This window comes from Pseudomonas sp. G3-19 (assembly GCF_054855875.1).
This window is the reverse complement of sequence record NZ_JBMPIQ010000001.1, coordinates 15,684-33,073: the sequence shown is the minus strand read 5'-3', so window position 1 is coordinate 33,073 and position 17,390 is coordinate 15,684. Positions and strand designations below refer to the sequence as shown.

Annotated in this window: 19 protein-coding genes; 3 read left to right on the top strand and 16 right to left on the bottom strand. The window is 60.2% G+C overall.

Translation table 11 applies throughout. The features are described from left to right. Positions 1–22: 22 nt before the first annotated feature. From ACOYXI_RS00180 to puuE, 6 genes are all read right to left on the bottom strand, one after another. Positions 23–1,381 carry a nucleobase:cation symporter-2 family protein gene (locus tag ACOYXI_RS00180; protein ID WP_047292943.1) on the bottom strand — a complete coding sequence of 453 codons (1,359 nt, stop codon included), beginning with the start codon at positions 1,379–1,381 and terminating at the stop codon, positions 23–25. Positions 1,382–1,718: 337 nt separating this feature from the next. After that, complete coding sequence (locus ACOYXI_RS00175) at positions 1,719–3,032, bottom strand: urate hydroxylase PuuD (protein WP_134785817.1); 1,314 nt, start codon at positions 3,030–3,032, stop codon at positions 1,719–1,721. A gap of 51 nt (positions 3,033–3,083) precedes the next feature. Further along, entirely contained in the window at positions 3,084–3,587 is a 504-nt protein-coding gene (locus ACOYXI_RS00170) for an ureidoglycolate lyase (RefSeq protein WP_027613342.1), read from the bottom strand. A gap of 117 nt (positions 3,588–3,704) precedes the next feature. Then, positions 3,705–4,700 (bottom strand): allantoicase, encoded by a 996-nt coding sequence (alc, locus tag ACOYXI_RS00165; RefSeq protein WP_003223166.1) that lies wholly within the window; start codon positions 4,698–4,700, stop codon positions 3,705–3,707. Between the two features lie 88 nt (positions 4,701–4,788). Next, positions 4,789–5,304 carry a 2-oxo-4-hydroxy-4-carboxy-5-ureidoimidazoline decarboxylase gene (gene uraD / locus ACOYXI_RS00160; protein ID WP_135295277.1) on the bottom strand — a complete coding sequence of 172 codons (516 nt, stop codon included), beginning with the start codon at positions 5,302–5,304 and terminating at the stop codon, positions 4,789–4,791. Then, positions 5,301–6,227, bottom strand: coding sequence for an allantoinase PuuE (gene puuE / locus ACOYXI_RS00155; RefSeq protein ID WP_096797017.1), 927 nt, complete (start codon positions 6,225–6,227; stop codon positions 5,301–5,303). The genes uraD and puuE overlap by 4 nt, the downstream gene beginning before the upstream one ends. A 421-nt stretch (positions 6,228–6,648) precedes the next feature. Here puuE and uraH point away from each other — a divergent pair, with 421 nt between their 5' ends. Continuing rightward, a complete protein-coding gene (gene uraH / locus ACOYXI_RS00150; protein WP_003223171.1) occupies positions 6,649–7,002 on the top strand; it encodes a hydroxyisourate hydrolase in 354 nt (117 codons plus the stop codon). A gap of 192 nt (positions 7,003–7,194) precedes the next feature. On the opposite strand, the gene ACOYXI_RS00145 is transcribed toward uraH, so the two are convergent. From ACOYXI_RS00145 to ACOYXI_RS00135, 3 genes are all read right to left on the bottom strand, one after another. Then, positions 7,195–7,821: a LysE family translocator gene (locus ACOYXI_RS00145; RefSeq protein WP_003223174.1), complete on the bottom strand. Its 627-nt coding sequence runs from the start codon at positions 7,819–7,821 to the stop codon at positions 7,195–7,197. A gap of 90 nt (positions 7,822–7,911) precedes the next feature. Further along, positions 7,912–9,261 (bottom strand): NCS2 family permease, encoded by a 1,350-nt coding sequence (locus ACOYXI_RS00140; RefSeq protein WP_003223176.1) that lies wholly within the window; start codon positions 9,259–9,261, stop codon positions 7,912–7,914. Between the two features lie 316 nt (positions 9,262–9,577). Then, complete coding sequence (locus tag ACOYXI_RS00135) at positions 9,578–10,024, bottom strand: MarR family winged helix-turn-helix transcriptional regulator (RefSeq protein ID WP_134785821.1); 447 nt, start codon at positions 10,022–10,024, stop codon at positions 9,578–9,580. Between the two features lie 82 nt (positions 10,025–10,106). Between ACOYXI_RS00135 and ACOYXI_RS00130 the strand changes: the two genes are divergently transcribed. After that, positions 10,107–11,273: an aminotransferase-like domain-containing protein gene (locus ACOYXI_RS00130; protein ID WP_461674101.1), complete on the top strand. Its 1,167-nt coding sequence runs from the start codon at positions 10,107–10,109 to the stop codon at positions 11,271–11,273. A gap of 158 nt (positions 11,274–11,431) precedes the next feature. Here the strand turns inward: ACOYXI_RS00130 and ACOYXI_RS00125 are convergent, their stop codons facing one another. From ACOYXI_RS00125 to ACOYXI_RS00105, 5 genes are all read right to left on the bottom strand, one after another. Continuing rightward, entirely contained in the window at positions 11,432–11,803 is a 372-nt protein-coding gene (locus tag ACOYXI_RS00125) for a glutathione S-transferase N-terminal domain-containing protein (RefSeq protein WP_007960660.1), read from the bottom strand. Between the two features lie 103 nt (positions 11,804–11,906). Continuing rightward, the gene (gene folE, locus ACOYXI_RS00120) at positions 11,907–12,452 is read right to left on the bottom strand and encodes a GTP cyclohydrolase I FolE (protein WP_003442011.1); all 546 of its coding nucleotides are present in this window, start codon (positions 12,450–12,452) and stop codon (positions 11,907–11,909) included. Positions 12,453–12,529: 77 nt separating this feature from the next. Beyond that, the gene (locus ACOYXI_RS00115; RefSeq protein WP_027613336.1) at positions 12,530–13,087 is read right to left on the bottom strand and encodes a Smr/MutS family protein; all 558 of its coding nucleotides are present in this window, start codon (positions 13,085–13,087) and stop codon (positions 12,530–12,532) included. A gap of 74 nt (positions 13,088–13,161) precedes the next feature. Then, the gene (locus ACOYXI_RS00110; RefSeq protein ID WP_003223191.1) at positions 13,162–13,482 is read right to left on the bottom strand and encodes a hypothetical protein; all 321 of its coding nucleotides are present in this window, start codon (positions 13,480–13,482) and stop codon (positions 13,162–13,164) included. Positions 13,483–13,612: 130 nt separating this feature from the next. Then, positions 13,613–14,203, bottom strand: a complete 591-nt coding sequence (locus ACOYXI_RS00105; RefSeq protein WP_003223193.1) for a cysteine hydrolase family protein — start codon at positions 14,201–14,203, stop codon at positions 13,613–13,615. Between the two features lie 238 nt (positions 14,204–14,441). On the opposite strand from ACOYXI_RS00105, the gene prmB reads away from it, so the two are divergent. Then, positions 14,442–15,350, top strand: coding sequence for a 50S ribosomal protein L3 N(5)-glutamine methyltransferase (prmB, locus tag ACOYXI_RS00100; protein ID WP_461674100.1), 909 nt, complete (start codon positions 14,442–14,444; stop codon positions 15,348–15,350). Positions 15,351–15,510: 160 nt separating this feature from the next. Here the strand turns inward: prmB and ACOYXI_RS00095 are convergent, their stop codons facing one another. Both ACOYXI_RS00095 and ACOYXI_RS00090 read right to left on the bottom strand, forming a co-directional pair. Then, complete coding sequence (locus ACOYXI_RS00095; protein WP_150369873.1) at positions 15,511–16,302, bottom strand: hypothetical protein; 792 nt, start codon at positions 16,300–16,302, stop codon at positions 15,511–15,513. A gap of 99 nt (positions 16,303–16,401) precedes the next feature. Beyond that, a complete protein-coding gene (locus ACOYXI_RS00090) occupies positions 16,402–17,355 on the bottom strand; it encodes an alpha/beta hydrolase (protein ID WP_461674099.1) in 954 nt (317 codons plus the stop codon). Positions 17,356–17,390: the final 35 nt, after the last annotated feature.

The following is a 17,390-nucleotide window of genomic DNA, read 5'->3' as shown; positions in this document are numbered from 1 at the left end:
TACAGGGTTAAATCGGTTGCTGTTAATGCTGATGTGCGTGGCAGTCGTTGATCGCTGCGCGTTCGGCGCCGCCGAGGATGTTGAACAGCAGATTCAACGTCAGCGCGCTGAGCGTGGCCATGGCGATGCCACTGTGGGTGATCGGGCTCATCCACAGCGGCAGATGCGCGAAGAACTCCGGACGCACCACCGGGATCAGGCCCATGCCGATGCTCACCGCCACCAGCAGTTGATTACGCCGGTCACCGATGTCGGCTTCTTGCAGGATCTTGATCCCGGTGGCAGCAACCATGCCGAACATCGCGATCGCCGCACCGCCCAACACCGCCGGCGGAATCGACGCCACCAGGAATGCGGCTTTCGGCAGCAGGCTGAGCACGATCAGCAGACCACCGGCGACGATGGTCACCGAGCGGCAGCGCACGCCGGTCATCTGCACCAGACCGATGTTCTGCGCGAACGAGGAGTGGGTGAAGGTGTTGAAGAACCCGGCAACGAACGAGGCGCCGGCATCGCACAGCAGGCCGCGACGCAGCATCCGCGGGCAGACTTCCTGACCGGTGATCTTGCCCAGCGCAAGGAACATCCCGGTGGACTCGACGAAAATGATCACCACCACCAGACACATCGACAGGATCGGCGCCAGTTCGAATTTCGGCATGCCGAAGTGCAGCGGGGTGACGAACTGAACCCACGGCGCGTTGGCCATGCCGCTCAGGTCGACCATGCCGATGGCGCCGCAGAGCACGTAGCCCAGGCACATGCCGATCAGCACGGAAATGTTGACCCAGAATCCGCGCATGAAGCGGTGAATCAGCAGAATCGTCGCCAGCACCAGAGCGGCGATGGCCAGGTAAATCGGCGAGCCGAATTGCGCCGCGGCGGCACCGCCGCCGGCCCAGTTCACGGCCACGGGGAACAGCGACAAACCGATCGAGGTGATGACCGTGCCGGTCACCAAAGGCGGGAAGAAGCGCACGACCTTGGACATGAACGGCGCGATGAGCATGCCGAAGAACCCGGCGGCGATGGTCGCGCCGAAGATCCCTTGCAGACCGATACCGGGCATGCCGGCCATGGCGACCATGCTGCCGACGGCGGCGAAACTGGCGCCCATCATCACCGGCATGCGGATGCCCATCGGGCCGATACCCAGCGACTGGACGATGGTGGCGATACCGGCGACCAGCAGGTCGGCGTTGATCAGGAAGGCAATTTCTTCACGACTCAGGCCAGCGGCCTGTCCGATGATCAACGGCACCGCGATGGCACCGCCGTACATCAGCAGAACATGTTGCAAACCGACCAGGATCAGTTGCAAAAGGGGCAAACGCTGAATGGCGGGTGCGTCGGGGATGCGCGCTTTGGACAGCTCGGACATGCAACACCTCGGATCTTTTTTATTCTTGTGATTGAACAGCTGCCGGGTGGCTCACAGCTGTCCTTTTGCATCATTCGTATATGTGGCAAAAAGCTTGTTGTGGTGAGGAAACCATTTGTTATGAGGAGATTTATTGTGGCGAGGGGATTTATCCCCGATGGGCTACGAAGTAGCCCCAAAAACCTGCAATCGCAATACATCAGGCAGATGGCAATTACAGGTATTGCGACGGCTGCGCCGCCGATCGGGGATAAATCCCCTCACCACAGGTAGATCCTCAAGCACAGGTAAATCCCTTCACCCCAAAAGCCTGCTTTTACACAGGCTTTTGTCTGGCTCAGTTGGTCTGGGCTCCCTGGGCGATCCATGCACCGATCAGGTCACGTTCCTGCTGGGTCATCTGCGTGATGTTGCCCAGTGGCATGATCTGCGTGGTGATGGCTTGCGCCTGGATCCGCGCCGCGTTCTGGCGGATCTGCTCGGGGGTGTCGAACATCACACCGGCGGGCGCCGCGCTGAACAACGGGCTGGTCGGTTTGGCCGAATGGCAGACCGCGCAGCGTTCCTGGATCACGTTGTGCACCTTGTCGAACGCAGGGCCTGCGTTGGACGCTTGCGCCGGTGCTGCTGCAGGGGCTGCTGGCGCTGCAGGTGCCGCCGTTTCAGCCGGTTTCGCGCCACCGCCCAGTGCCGTTTCCGGCAGCGGTTGGTACTCGATTTTCGCGGGTGCCTTGGCCACGTCCGGTGCGGTCGGCATCGGCGCAGGGCCGGTGACGTACGCCAGGGTGATCATGCCCACCGCTGCCACGGGCAGGGTCCAGGCAAACTTGTGGCTGTCGTGACGGGTGTTGAAGTAGTGACGCACCAACACCGCCAACACCGCGATCCCGGCCAGAATCAACCAGTTGTACTGGCTGCCGTAGGTGCTCGGGAAGTGGTTGCTGATCATGATGAACAGCACCGGCAGGGTGAAGTAGTTGTTGTGACGCGACCGCAGCAGGCCTTTGGCCGGCAGCGCCGGGTCCGGTGTACGGTTCTCGGCGATCGCTGCGACCAGTGCACGCTGTGCCGGCATGATGATGCGGAACACGTTGCCGACCATGATGGTGCCGATGATCGCGCCGACGTGCAGGTATGCACCGCGACCGCTGAACACCTTGCTGAAGCCATACGCCGCGCCAATGATCAGCACGAACAGGATGAAGCCGAGCAGGGCGGGTTTCTTGCCAAGGGCCGAATCGCAGAGGAAGTCGTAGATGAACCAGCCGGCGATCAGCGAACCGATGCCGATGGCCACGCCTTCAGGGCCGGTCAGGCCGCTGCCGGGTGCCACGAGGTAGAGCACGGGGTTGGAGTAGAACACCACGCACAGCAGCGCGATCCCCGACATCCAGGTGAAGTAGGCTTCCCATTTGAACCAGTGCAGGTTCTCCGGCATCGACGGCGGAGCCAGTTTGTATTTTTCCAGGTGATAGATACCGCCGCCGTGGATCGCCCACAGATCACCGGCCAGACCGGTTTTCGGGTTGACGCGGTTGAGGTTGTTCTCCAGCCAGACGAAGTAGAACGACGCGCCGATCCAGGCCACGCCAGTGATCATGTGAACCCAGCGCACGCTCAGGTTCAGCCATTCCAACAGATGTGCTTCCACAGTCTTTACCTCTCGCCTGTCACTCTTGTTGTCGAGTGATCAGACCTTCTCTTATTGGTGGGGGGCGAGGATCAAACGCTCATCCTCTTTGAAAAAATGCTCATCGCAGTTATTGCCTGTGCCACTGCGATCAACCACCAGGAAGTCATCCCGCTTTTCGATCGTCAGCACCGGGTGGTGCCAGACGCCGCGATGGTAATTGATGCCCTGCCTGCCGTTGGTGACGAAGGCGCGGACCAAGCCTGATACAGGTACATCGCCAAGTGGCGCGACCACGATCAGAAAGGGGTTGCCGAGCAGCGGAATGAAAGCCTGGCTGCCCAGCGGATGGCGTTCCAGCATGCTCACGGTCAGCGGCATGTCCTGCGCGTCGGCGCGGAAGATGCTGATGATCGCGTTGTCCTCAGGCGTAGCGGTTTCGACCGTCGCCAGTTTGTGGAAGCGCATGGTCGAACCGTTGTTGATCATGAAGTGGTCGCTGCCGTCGGTTTCGATCACGTCACCGAAGGGGGCGAAGGCTTCTTTGGTCAGCGGTTCAATCGTTAGTGTGCGCATGCTGTTCTTCTTATCCGAATTCTGTGTTGTTTGATCTGACGCTTTCGCGAGCAAGCTCGCTCCCACAGGAATTGCGATCAATGTGGGAGCGAGCTTGCTCGCGAATGGTCGCGCCGCTTACTTCGCTACCTTGCCGAGAACGCGCAGGCGGCTCACACCACCGTCCGGGAACACATTGAGGCGGATGTGGGTGATCGGGCCCAGTGCCTTGATCTGCTCGACAAAGGTGTGTTCGGCGTGCATTTCCAGCTTTTGGCTCGGCAGCAGTTCACGCCAGAACAGCGACTGGGTTTCGATCTGGCTGTCGGTGCCGCCCTTGACGAACGCGCCCTGGATCGAGCAGGTGTCCGGGTAGTTGCCCTTGAAGTGCAGGGTGTCGACGATGATTTTTTCGATCTCGCCCGGGTGGCCCAGCGCGACGATCACCCAGTCATTGCCCGGGGTACGACGACGTGCGGTTTCCCAGCCGTCGCCCATGTTGATGCCACGGCCCGGGTTGAGGATGTTGCTCATGCGACCGAAGTGTTCGTCGGAGCAGGCGAGGGCGCGGCCACCGTTGAGGGCTGCTGCCAGGTCAACCTGTTCGTTGTCGCCAACAGCGGACCAGTCGCGGAACGGAATGCCGTACACGCGCAGACGGGCGACACCGCCGTCCGGGTAGATGTTGAAGCGCAAGTGGCTGAACGCTTGGTCATTGCTGATTTCGTGGTAGTGGTGGCTGTTGCCTTGCAGCTCGACGGCCGACAGCACTTCAGTCCACTGGGTGTTTTCGTCCGGCTCGCCCGAGGCCAGGAAGCACGCTTCCAGCGAGGCCGATGGCGGGAAGTTGCCGGTGAAGAATGAGGTGTCGATGTCCACGCCTTTGATCGAACCCGGTACGCCCAGGCGGATCACCGCGCTGTCGTAGCCTTCAAAGCGCTTGCGACGCGATTCCCAGCCGTCCATCCACTTGCCGTTGTCGTCGAACACCCCCTCCTTCCACACGGCCGGGGTCGGCTGAAACAGACGATTGGCGTCTGCGAACCAGTCATCGGTGACCGAGATGATTTTGGTGCCCAGACGGGCATCGGCCAGGTTGACGAACTTCTCGAAAGGTACGGCGTAAGCTTTCATTCTTCTTGTCTGCCTTTAATAAGTTGGCTGGGGATGCTTGCAAGGCCCTGGGTGCTCTCCGCGTTTGACGCACTCGGGCCAGGCTTCGCTAAAGAGTCAGTAAACGGAACAGGGCGATCTTGTTGATCTCCGCCAGCGCGCATTTGAATTCGGTGTCGACCGAGTTGTGAATGCGCGTTTCGAACGCCGCGAGGATCTGATGCCGGTTGCTGCCTTTTACCGCCATGATGAAGGGAAACTTGAACTTGGCCTTGTAGGCGTCGTTCAGCTCGGTGAAGCGCTGAAACTCTTCGGCCGTGCATTGGTGAATACCGGCGCCCGCCTGTTCATTGGTGCTGGCTTCGGTCAGTTGGCCCTGGACGGCAGCTTTGCCGGCCAGGTCCGGGTGAGCGTTGATCAGTGCCAGTTGACTGGTGTGATCGGCGCTCAACAGGATGTCGCTCATGCGCTGGTGCAGGGTTTCGATCTCGTCGATCGAGGCGTCCGCTCCCAGGTCGTAGGCCTTTTCGGCTACCCATGGCGAATGTTCGTAGATGTCGGCGAAGGCTTTGACGAAAGCGTCGCGGCTCAGGCTCGACGGTTGCAGGGTTTGAAAGCGGCTCATTGGGCGGCCCCTTGGTACGGGTGGGTTTCGTGCCAGTGACGCGCGATGTCGACGCGACGGCTGAACCACACCTGTTCATGACTTTTGGCGTATTCGATGAAGCGCTTGAGCGAGGCCAGACGCGCCGGACGGCCGATCAACCGGCAGTGCAGACCGATCGAAAGCATCTTCGGCGCTTCGGCGCCCTCGGCGTACAGTACGTCGAACGCGTCTTTGAGGTATTCGAAGAAATCGTCGCCCTTGTTGAAACCCTGCACCTGGGTGAAGCGCATGTCGTTGGTGTCGAGGGTGTACGGGATCACCAGGTGCGGTTTGCCGGTCGGGTTGTTCGGTTCCCAGTAGGGCAGGTCGTCGTCGTAGGTGTCGCAGTCGTAGAGGAAACCGCCTTCTTCCATCACCAGGCGCCGGGTATTCGGGCCGGTGCGGCCGGTGTACCAGCCCAGTGGGCGTTCGCCGGTGAGTTCGGTGAGGATGCGGATCGCTTCGAGCATGTGCTCGCGCTCCTGCGCCTCGTCCATGTACTGGTAGTCGATCCAGCGGTAGCCGTGGCTGCAGATCTCGTGACCGGCTTCAACCATCGCGCGGATCACATCCGGGTGGCGCTGGGCAGCCATGGCCACGGCGAAGATGGTCAGGGGAATGTCGAATTCCTTGAACAGCTTGAGGATCCGCCAGACGCCGGCGCGGCTGCCATACTCGTAAAGCGATTCCATGCTCATATTGCGCGCGCCTTGTAGCGGCTGGGCAGCAACCATCTCGGAGAGGAAGGCTTCGGATTCTTTGTCGCCGTGCAGAATGTTGCGCTCGCCGCCTTCTTCGTAATTGAGCACGAAGGACAGGGCGATGCGCGCGTTGCCCGGCCAGTGTGGGTGAGGAGGGTTACTGCCGTAACCGATCAGGTCGCGTGGGTAGTCAGCGCTCACTGCAGTCTTCCTTCTTATTCGTTGACAGGTTTGTGTAACGGCCTGCACAGGCTGGCGTCACAGCGATGGGCTGATTGTATACAACTTTATTCGCAATTTGTAAGCCTGAATTTTCGCATTTTTCACCGACTGTCATCTTTTGCTGTTAATGGCGTGAGCCTGCAAGAAACCTGCCTGATCAGTCAGCTAATGGATCGCAGGTTCAATAGCCAGGCACTTGGGGGGCATATCAAGGGTAAACACCCGAATGGCGGGGGTGATGCGAAAAATGTCGTTTTTATTGTGTACAATTTTTTTGAAAAGTGTCTTAATCAGTCGCTCGCCGCAACTTTTCGTGCTCCGAATCGGTGCGGTCTCCTTTTTACCTGACTTCGGGAGGCGCGAAGTCTGACTGCTCTTTGCGGCCAGGCGCGCAGAATCAATGGGACGTTTGACAACACACGTTTTGGACGCTGCACACGGTTGCCCGGGCAGCTCGATCAAGGTCGAGCTGTACCGCGTTGAAGGTTCGCACCTGGAATTGGTCGCCAGTGCGATTACCAACAGCGATGGCCGGGTCGATGCGCCGCTGCTGCAAGGCGATGACTACCGCACCGGGGTCTATCAGGTGCAGTTTCACGCCGGCGATTACTACCGCGCCCGTGGCGTGCAACTGCCGGAGCCGGCGTTCCTCGACGTGGTGGTGCTGCGTTTCGGCATCTCCGCCGAGCAGGATCATTACCACGTACCCCTGCTGATCTCGCCTTACAGCTATTCCACCTATCGGGGCAGCTGACCCCCAAGCAGCTGCCCCCACCGGGAAGCGACTGCGCATATAGCTTCTTTGGTCTTTCGCCCGCTCACACTGCGGGCTTTTTTTCGCCTGGAGGAAAGTGTTGTCTGATCTGACGCCTTCGCGAGCAAGCCCGCTCCCACAAGGGGATGCATTCCAAATGTGGGAGCGGGCTTGCTCGCGAAGCTTTTGCTGTCAGCGGCTCAACAGCGACGCAGCACCGGCACCACTGAACAATCCGGCACTCACCCGGTTGAACCAGCTCTGCCCCTTGCCGCTGCGCAGATAGCGCGCCGCGCCATGTGCACCCAGCCCGTAAGCCAGTTTGCAGCACAGGTCGAGCACCACCCAGGTCGCGATCATGATCAGCAACTGCGGCAGAAACGGTTGTTGCGCGCTAAGGAACTGCGGCAGAAACGCGGCGAAAAACAGAATGTCCTTCGGATTGCTCGCGCCCAAGACAAACGCGCGGCCGAACAGCGTGCGGAAACGTGGCACCGGAGCGGCCTGCGGCACTTCGGCGCCGACCGCTGGCTGGCGCGATTGCTGCCAGCTCTGCCAGGCGAGGTAGAACAGGTACAGCGCGCCGACGATTTTCAGGGCGCTGAACAGTTGTTCCGACGCCAGCAGCAGGGCGCCAAGCCCCAGCGCCGACGCACTGAGCAGGCAGATCGAAGCGATCACGCCGCCGAGAAATGCCGGGTAAGAGCGGCGCAAGCCGTAGTTCAGACTGTTGCTGATCATCAGCAATGACAGCGGCCCCGGAATCAGGATCACCACCAATGCCGCGCCGCTGAACAGCAGCCAGGTTTCCAGACTCATCACTTTGCTCCTTTTTTTGTTGTACTCAAGAATGTGCAAAAGCCCCACCCGCGAGGGTGAGGCTGGTTTGACGCTTGAACCGCGTGACGCTTACAAGAAGATGAACTTGGCGATGAAGATCGCGCAGAGCACCCACAGGCTGACGGAAATTTCCTTGTACTTGCCGGTACCGGCCTTCAACGCCACGTAGGTGATGAAGCCCAGCGCAATGCCGTCGGCGACCGAGAAGGTCAGCGGCATCATGATCGCTGTGACGATTGCCGGAATGGCGTCAGTAGCTTCATCCCATTCGATGTGGGCCATGCCGCCCATCATCAGCATCGCGACATAAATCAGCGCGCCGGCGGTGGCGTAAGCCGGAATCATCCCGGCCAGCGGTGCGAAAAACATCGCCGCTATAAATAGCACACCCACGGTGACTGCGGTAAGACCAGTCCGACCACCAGCCGCTACACCCGCGGCACTTTCCACATAGCTTGTTACCGGAGGGACACCGACTACCGCGCCGAAGACGCTGGAGGCGCTGTCGGCTTTCATCGCCCGGGAAAGGTTTTCGATACGCCCGTCAGCGTTGACCAGATTGGCGCGCTGAGCCACGCCCATCAGGGTGCCCGCGGTGTCGAACATGTGCACGAAGAGGAAAGCCAGGACCACGCTGATCATGCTGACGTTGAACACACCGGCGATGTTCATGGCCATGAACGTAGGCGCCAGGCTCGGCGGAGTCGACATGATGCCTGAGTAGTGCACGATGCCCAGGCCCCAACCGGCCAAGGTCACGGTGATGATGCTGATGAGGATCGCGCCAAAGACTTTGTGGTAGCTGAGGATCGCGATCATCAGGAAGCAGATCGCCGCCAGCAGCGGGCCGGGTTCACGCAGGGAGCCGAGTTTGATCAGGGTGGCCGGGCTGTCGACGACAATGCCAGCGGTTTTCAGACCGATCAGCCCGAGGAACAGGCCGACGCCAGCGCCCATCGCAAAGCGCAGGCTGACCGGGATGCTGTTGAGCAGCCATTCGCGAATCCGCGAGAAGGTCAGGATCATGAACAGCACACCGGAAACAAACACCGCACCGAGCGCGGTTTCCCAGTTGTAGCCCATGGTGCCGACTACGGTGTAAGTGAAGAAGGCGTTGAGGCCCATGCCCGGTGCCAGGCCCACTGGCCAGTTGGCGTACAGGCCCATCAGCAGGCAGCCGAGCGCGGCGGCGATGCAGGTGGCGACGAAGGCTGCACCGTGATCGATCCCGGCATCGGCCATGATGTTCGGGTTGACGAAGATGATGTAAGCCATGGTGATGAAGGTTGTCAGACCGGCAATCAGCTCGGTCTTCACCGTGGTGCCATGCAAGCTGAGTTTGAAGATGCGCTCCAGCACGCCTGTGCGTAAGGGCGGCGAGAGTTCCAGCGTCGATGCTTCGGATTTGCGGCTTTCCACAGCGAGTACTCCTCAAGAGTTTTATTGTTATTTCCAGGGCCGGACCCATGAGGGGTGGCAGCAGCCCTTTGAGGCATACGCGAATTTGTTGACCATTCGGTCAGGAACTCGCACGCAGTGGATTATGCTTTTGTGTACAAATAAAGCAAATATTGTTTTTGGTTTTGTTTACGAAAGGTCAGGCGATAGGGATATATCGCTTGTTCTGGCCCCTTCGGGAGCAAGCCCCCTCCCACAGGGTTCTGCTGGTTACCCATGATTAGGGTCCACTGGATCCACTGTGGGAGGGGGCTTGCTCCCGAAGAGGCCAGTCCAGTCAATCAAGATGTGACTGAGTGCTCCCAAGCGCCATATTCACCGACAACCACCCATTCACCGCCGCCTCCCCAGCCTCAGCAAACACCCGCTCGAGCAATTTCACCTGCTCACGCCGCAACGCCTGCTCAAACTTCTCACCTTCAGTAGTCAGCTCCAGCAGGCGCTTACGCTTGTCTGCCTCCGACGCCACGCTTTCCACAAGGTGCATTTCCTGCAACTGGCGCAACGGCATGTTCAGCGCCTGTTTACTCACGCCGAGCAATCCCAGCAATTCCTTCACGCTCAAATTCGGATAACGCGCGATGAAGAACACAATCCGCTGATGCACCCGGGACAGGCCGCGCCGCTCGAGCATTTCATCAGCCTTGGCGGTGAACGCCTGATAGCCGAAGAAAAACGCTTCCATCGCCTGTTGCTGGCTGGCGGGGTTTTTAAGGTCAAGCATGTTGACGTACTCGCTCAAGCTGTCGTAGTTTCAGTCAACCAGTTTGACTCATTTTTCCCAGGCCTCGCTACCGGTGACTCCCATGGCTTTTTCCGAACGTGTTTCGCGCCTTAAAAGTTCTCTGATCCGTGAAATCCTCGCCGCCGCCCAGCGCCCGGAGGTGATGTCGTTCGCCGGTGGCCTTCCCGCCGAAGCCATGCTGCCGAAAGTCGAATGGTCCGAGATGCCGCTGGCGCTGGGTCAGTACGGCATGAGCGAGGGCGAGCCGGCGCTGCGTGAAGCGCTGGCGGCGCAGGCGCGAGCGTTGGGGCTGGAGTGCACGGCGAGTCAGGTGTTGGTGGTCAGCGGTTCCCAGCAGACCCTGGATCTGGCGGCCAAGTTATACATCGACAAAGGCACCGAAATCCTGCTGGAGGCGCCGACCTATCTGGCCGCGCTGCAGATCTTTCAGCTGTTCGGCGCCGATTGCCTGACCGTGCCGCAAGAGGCCGATGGCCCGAATCTGGCCCAACTGCGCAGTCGACTTGAGCAACATCGCCCGGCGTTCATCTACCTGATCCCGACGTTCCAGAACCCCTCCGCCGTGCGCTACAGCGAAGCCAAGCGCGCCGCCGTCGCCGCGTTGCTGGATGAATTCGGCGTGACCCTGATCGAAGACGAGCCGTACCGCGAATTGACGTTCGATGGCGGCAGCGCCAAACCGATTGCCGGGCGTTTGCAGAAAGCCAGCTGGATCTACACCGGCACCGTGTCGAAAACCTTGCTGCCGGGTTTGCGCGTCGGCTACCTGATCGCCAGCCCGGACCTGTTCCCGCATTTGCTCAAGCTAAAACAATCGGCGGATCTGCACACCAACCGCATCGGCCAGTGGCAGGCGCTGCAATGGATCGGCACGGAAAAATATCAGCAGCACCTGAGCGAACTGCGCGGTTTCTACCGGCAGCGCCGCGATGCTTTCCAGTCAGCGCTGGAAACGCACTTTTCCGATCTGGCGCACTGGAACATGCCGCAGGGCGGGTTGTTTTTCTGGCTGACGCTCAAGCAACCGCTGGATACGCGAACCTTGCTCAACGAAGCGCTGGCCAGTGACGTGGCGTTCATGCCGGGCGAGCCGTTCTTTCCCGAACCGGATAAAAACCTCGGGCATCTGCGTTTGAATTTCAGTCACATCGACCCGGCGCGACTGGATGAAGGGTTGAAGCGGTTGGCGGCGGTGGTGAGGCAGGCGCAACTAGACAAAGCAGCCTGAAAAAAATAAACCGGCTCGAGGGCCGGTTTATTTTTGTCTGGGATTTATGATGCCCTCAAGTGCCTCATCGCGAGCAGGCTCACTCCTACAGGAGAACGCATTCCAATTGTAGGAGTGAGCCTGCTCGCGATAGGGCCTTCAAATGCACCCAAAAAGACTCAGACCGCCGCGAAACGCTTATCCAGATAATCAATAATTACCTTGGACTCGTACATCCAGGTCGTCTGCCCATTCTCTTCAATGCGCAGGCACGGCACTTTGATCTTGCCGCCCTGGTCCAGCAGCGTCTGGCGATCCTGTTCGTTGTTCTTCGCGTCCTTCAGTGCGACCGGCACATTCAGGCGACGCAGCGTACGACGGGTTTTCACGCAGAACGGGCAGGCGTGGAACTGATACAGGGTCAGGCCTTTGGCGGCGGCGTTGACTTGCGCCTGTACCTCGGCCGGGCGCTGTTTCTTGCCTGGGCGGGTGATGAAGTCAATGAAGATGATCAGTTGGCCAAGGCCGACACGAAGCGCTTTTACGAACACGTTGAAAGCCTCACGGTGCAAAGAGAGAAGGGCGCGCAGCTTACCCGATTTTTCACAGGCGAAAAAAAACCGGCGATCAACGCCGGTTTTTTTCTGCAGCCGATTACTTGATCAGGCTGAGGAACTCGCTGCGAGTCGCCGCGTTTTCGCGGAACTCACCGAGCATCACCGAAGTGATCATCGACGAATTCTGTTTCTCGACACCGCGCATCATCATGCACATGTGCTTGGCCTCGATCACCACGGCCACGCCCAGCGCACCGGTGACTTGCATCACCGCATCGGCGATCTGACGGCTGAGGTTTTCCTGGATCTGCAGGCGGCGGGCGTACATGTCGACGATCCGCGCGACCTTCGACAGGCCCAGCACCTTGCCGCTCGGGATGTACGCAACGTGCGCCTTGCCGATGAACGGCAGCAGGTGGTGTTCGCACAACGAGTACAGCTCGATGTCCTTGACCAGCACCATTTCGCTGTTGTCGGAGCTGAACAGGGCACCGTTGGTGACCTCTTCGAGCGTCTGTTCATAACCGCGGCAGAGGTACTGCATGGCTTTGGCGGCACGCTTTGGCGTGTCGAGCAGGCCCTCGCGGGACACGTCCTCGCCCAGTTGGCCGAGAATCGCGGTGTAATTCTGTTCCAGGGACATGAAACTACCTGTGGGGATTTTCGCAAAGGGCAAGGGTACGGTGGCGGACACAACCCTGCAAGTTCGGTGTAACGCGATTATTCGTCGCGGCCTTCCATCATGGTGCGTTTGAGCATCACGTACACCGCGCCGGCACCGCCGTGTTTCGCCTGGCACGAGCAGAAACCGAGCACTTGCGGATGCTGGCGCAGCCAGGTGTTGACGTGGCTTTTGATCATCGGCCGCTTGCCGTCCAGGCGCACGGCCTTGCCGTGGGTGACGCGCACGCAGCGGATTTCGAATTTGGTCGCTTCGGCGAGAAAGGCCCAGAGGGTCTCGCGGGCTTTTTCGACGTTCATGCCGTGCAGGTCGAGGCTGCCTTCGAACGGGATCTGGCCGATCTTGAGCTTGCGCATCTGGCTTTCCTGCACCCCGTCGCGGGCCCACATCAACTCGTCTTCGGGGCCGACGTCGATCACGAACTGATCGGACAGGCCATCCACGGTGGTGGTGTCGGTGCGCACGGTGGCGGACTGGCGCAGTTTGGCGATCTGCGCGCGGTCAGCCTTGGGTTTGCCGGTGTCGGCGCGGTCGTGCTTGATCGGCTTGACGCCTTGGATCGCACTTTTGAACAGGGAAAAATCGTCGTCTTGCATGTCAGCCTCCGCGAAGGGCGGCCAGTTTACCCAAGTCGAAACAAAACGGCCCGGCAAAAAGCCAGGCCGTGGAGTCAGTCGTGTTTTTTCATCAGGTGCGGGGACATGTTCAGCTCCCGCGATTGCCGGGCGCGCCGCCGGCATCGACGCCACAGGGCCACGCCGAAATACAGGAACAACAAGCCGACCGCGAGAATGATCGCCGAACCCGTCGGCGTGGCATTCAAGTCGCCGAGCGCCGGCGGGCGCCCCAGCAGGCTGGCGGCACCGGCCATCGCCAGCAGCACACCGAACGTCGCCAGAATGGCGGCGATCGCTGCGCCGAATCGAAAACGCCAGTTGCTTTGGCCTTTGGGCCGCAAGCGGCGTGCGTCAAATCCATCGGATAACTTCATTCCGACCTTCCTCAATGGGTATCGGCCCTTCGACCGGGAGTTGACCGGGTTGTTCCTGAGGCTAAGGCAATTGAAGCAAATGCGAGGCTTTTGCGGATGAGCGGCGTGCTGAGCCGCTCATCAGAGCAGATCAGATCAGATCTTGAGTCAGGGCGAGGGTGGCGAAGTTGTCGGCCATGATCGCCATTTCCGCTTCCTGCACCACGGCGGCGCTGAGCACGCGGCCCTTGAACGGCAGGTCACGGGTGGCGCAGGCGTCTTCGACCAGGGTGCAACGGAAGCCCAGGTTCTTCGCCGCGCGTACGGTGGTGCTGACGCTGGAGTGGCTCATGAAACCGCAGACGATCAGGTCCAGCGAGCCAAGATTCTGCAAACGGTCGAGCAGTTCGGTGCCGTGGAACGCGCTCGGCAGCAGTTTGCCGATGATGGTTTCGTCACCTTGTGGCTCAAGGCCGGGGATGAATTCGCCGCGTTCGCCCTGCGGGTCGAACAGGCCACCGACGGTGCCGAGATGACGCACGTGCACGATCGGCCGACCGGCTGCACGGGCCGCGGCGACCAGTTGTTTGATGTTCGCGACGGCCGCGTCCATGCCGCTCAGGGCCAGCGGGCCACTGAGGTACTCTTTCTGGGCATCGATGATGACCACGGTGGCATGGCTCAGTGTGGCCGCTGCGTAACCGCGGCCGCTGAGTTGAAACATCGTTTTTGGAACGGACATTCGGGGCTCCTTGGGGTGGGGCTTTTGCGGCATTGTCCTCTGGCTGAGCGGTTCTGTGAACCGCTACCATCGTAGGCAGCGTCGTTACTGGCCTGCAGCCTTGTCAAGTTACACGTTCTGTTCAATAGCTGATGCAAAAAACAGAAAAGTCCTACTGTCGGCCGCGAATGTTTCCCGCGTCGTCGTGACGCGTTTTGGCTGGTAGAATCGCCAGTCGTTTTTTCTGGAGTTCTGCCCCGTGATCACTTCCCGACTTCGTACCCTGCGCGACCACATCCGTTGGGCCGTCAGCCGCTTCCATGGGGAGGATCTGTTTTTCGGCCATGGCACCGACAACGCCTGGGATGAAGCCCGGCAGTTGGTGCTCGGTGCCTTGCACCTGCCGTGGGAGATCGCCGACAGCTACCTCGACTGTGCGCTGGAAGACGACGAGCTGGTCAACCTGCAACGCCTGCTCAAGCGCCGCATCGAAGAGCGCATCCCGACGGCGTACCTGCTGGGCGAGGCGTGGTTCTGCGGCATGTCGTTCATCGTTGATGAGCGCGTGCTGATCCCGCGTTCGCCGATTGGCGAGCTGATCGAAAACCGCTTCGCACCGTGGATCGGCGACGAGCCGGCACGCATCCTCGACCTGTGCACCGGCTCGGGCTGCATCGGTATCGCCTGCGCCTACGTGTTCCAGAACGCTGAAGTGGTGCTGGCGGACCTGTCGTTCGAAGCGCTGGAAGTGGCCAACCAGAACATCGAGCGCCATGGCGTCGATGAGCGTGTGTACACCGTGCAGGGCGATGGTTTCGATGGCCTGCCGGGGCAGCGTTTCGACCTGATCGTGTCGAACCCGCCGTACGTTGATGCCGAAGATTTCGCCGACATGCCGGACGAATACCAGCACGAACCGGAGCTGGGCCTGGCCTGCGGAGATGACGGTCTGAACCTGGTGCGGCGGATGCTCGCCGAAGCGGCAGATCACCTGACCGAGAAGGGGCTATTGATCGTTGAGGTGGGCAACAGCCAGGTGCACGTCGAAGCGCTGTACCCGGAAGTCGATTTTGCTTGGCTCGAATTCGAGCGCGGCGGGCATGGTGTGTTCATGCTGACGGCGGAGCAGTGCCGCGATCATCAGGCCTTGTTCGCTTCCCGCGTCTGACCTGACTGACTTTTGTGGCGAGGGAGCTTGCTCCCGCTGGTCTGCGAAGCAGACCCAAAATATGCAATGACGGTGCACCAGACATACCGCATGTGCATGTTTTACGACTGCTTCGCAGTCGAGCGGGAGCAAGCTCCCTCGCCACAGGTCAACGCTGATTTCAGCGGTGCGTAGCAATCCAGATCAACAATCCCGCCTGAAACACCGCAAACGCCACCAGACAGGTAATGGTAAAGCGCAATCCAGCGTCTTCACGCTTGAACTTGCTGACCTTGTCTTCCTGCTTCTTCAGCTTCACTTCCTGCTCGGCGAGGTTCTGCTCGGCCTGTTGCAGCATCTGCGCCGCTTCGAGAATCTCGACGATCTGCAGCTTCTCGCTGTTCCAGTCGCCCAACAGGTCACCGACCTGTACCTCTTTGACGCTGCCCTTCAAATGCTGGGCGTCGGCGTAAACCACGTCAAAACCATGCACGCGCAAGAAGTGATCGCGACGCAGGCGGGTGTCTTCGTTCAGCGCGTCCTTGTTGTTCAAGTCCATGCCGTCGACGGTGTAGGCGGGCCAGCGTTTTTTCGCCCAGTTGATGCCTTGCGCGGCCATGAAACGGCCGATGCCACGGTTCAACGGTTCGATCTGCAAACCGCTGTCGGGGCCGAAGTGCACACGTTTGCTGGTGTGATCGACCCAAACGTCGAGGTGGTTCTGCTCTTTGCGCACGCGCTGACCGGGCAGTTTGATCGCCATGCGCATCAGGCTGTGTTCTTTGCTGTTGCGCTCGGCATAGCCGAATTCGACAAAGCGCAACGGCCGGCCACCGGTGTGACGATCAGTCTGCAGTGGGGCCAGGCGGAGCATCTTGTGGTGCTCGACGCTGACGTCCGCCCATGGCAGCTCGACCGCTGGCGGTGCGTCTTTTTCAGCGGTGGTGTCGGGTGAAGTCGGGGTATCAGTCATAACGGCGAGATCCTGTCCAAGCTCTGCTTGTCGCCAGCCGGTACGCTGGCGACAAAGGCTTATCGGCCGTTTTTTGCAGGACTGGAGGGCAAACTACGGTTAACGGTTGCGAATGCCGTCAATAAATTCGATGAGTTTGCCGCCCAGTTCCGCCGCCAGTGGCAAATTGGGGTCCTTGTACGAGGCCAATTGCCGCTTCACATCGGCGGGGACGATGCGCATGACGTGGTTCATACCTTCGATCACCACCAGTTCGGCGTCGGGTTTGGCGGCTTTCAGCGCCTGCGCATCGCCGACGCCGACCTGCATGTCGTTGCTGCCCTGGACGATCAGCGCCGGCATCTTCAGTTGTGCAAAGGCATTGGCCGGGTCCTGGCGAAACAGCGAAATCAGGTACGGCTGCACGCTCGGGCGGAAGATCGGTTGCAACGGCGCCGGCACGTCGGCATCGGTGTGACCGGCCTTGAGGCTGTCGAGAATCTGGTTGCTGCGCAACATCAACGGTGGCGGCAGGCTGCGCGCCAGTTGCTCGCGGATCACCTGATCCACCGGGCGGGCACTGCCGGACAGCGAAATCAGCGCAGCAGCCTCCGCGCGCGGGGCTGCGAGGGTGGCGATGAGGGCGCCTTCGCTGTGACCGAGCAGAATCAATGAACCGAAGCGCGGATCGTTTTTCAGCTTCTGGCTCCACGCCACGGCGTCGTCGACGTAGCCTTCCACCGACAGATTGCGCTCGTCAGGTGTGGCCGGCCGGCTCGCAGCCACCCCGCGCTTGTCGTAGCGCACGCTGGCGATGTTGTGTTTGGCCAGCACCCAGGCCAGCCGCTTGAGGCTGTCATTGCGTCCGCCATCGGGGTTATTGCCGTCACGATCTGTAGGACCGGAGCCGGCAAGGATCAGGACAACCGGCACTGGGTTGTCGGATTTTGGCAGCAACAGCGAGCCGAAAAGTTCACCGCTCCCGGTATCCAGAGAGATCGGGCGCTGCAGGACAGTCGCGTGGGCAAAACCGGTAAACAGGGTAAGACTCAAGATCAGAACTCGCAGCATCATCACGCCATCATTCGCCAAGGTGCCGGTTGGACTCA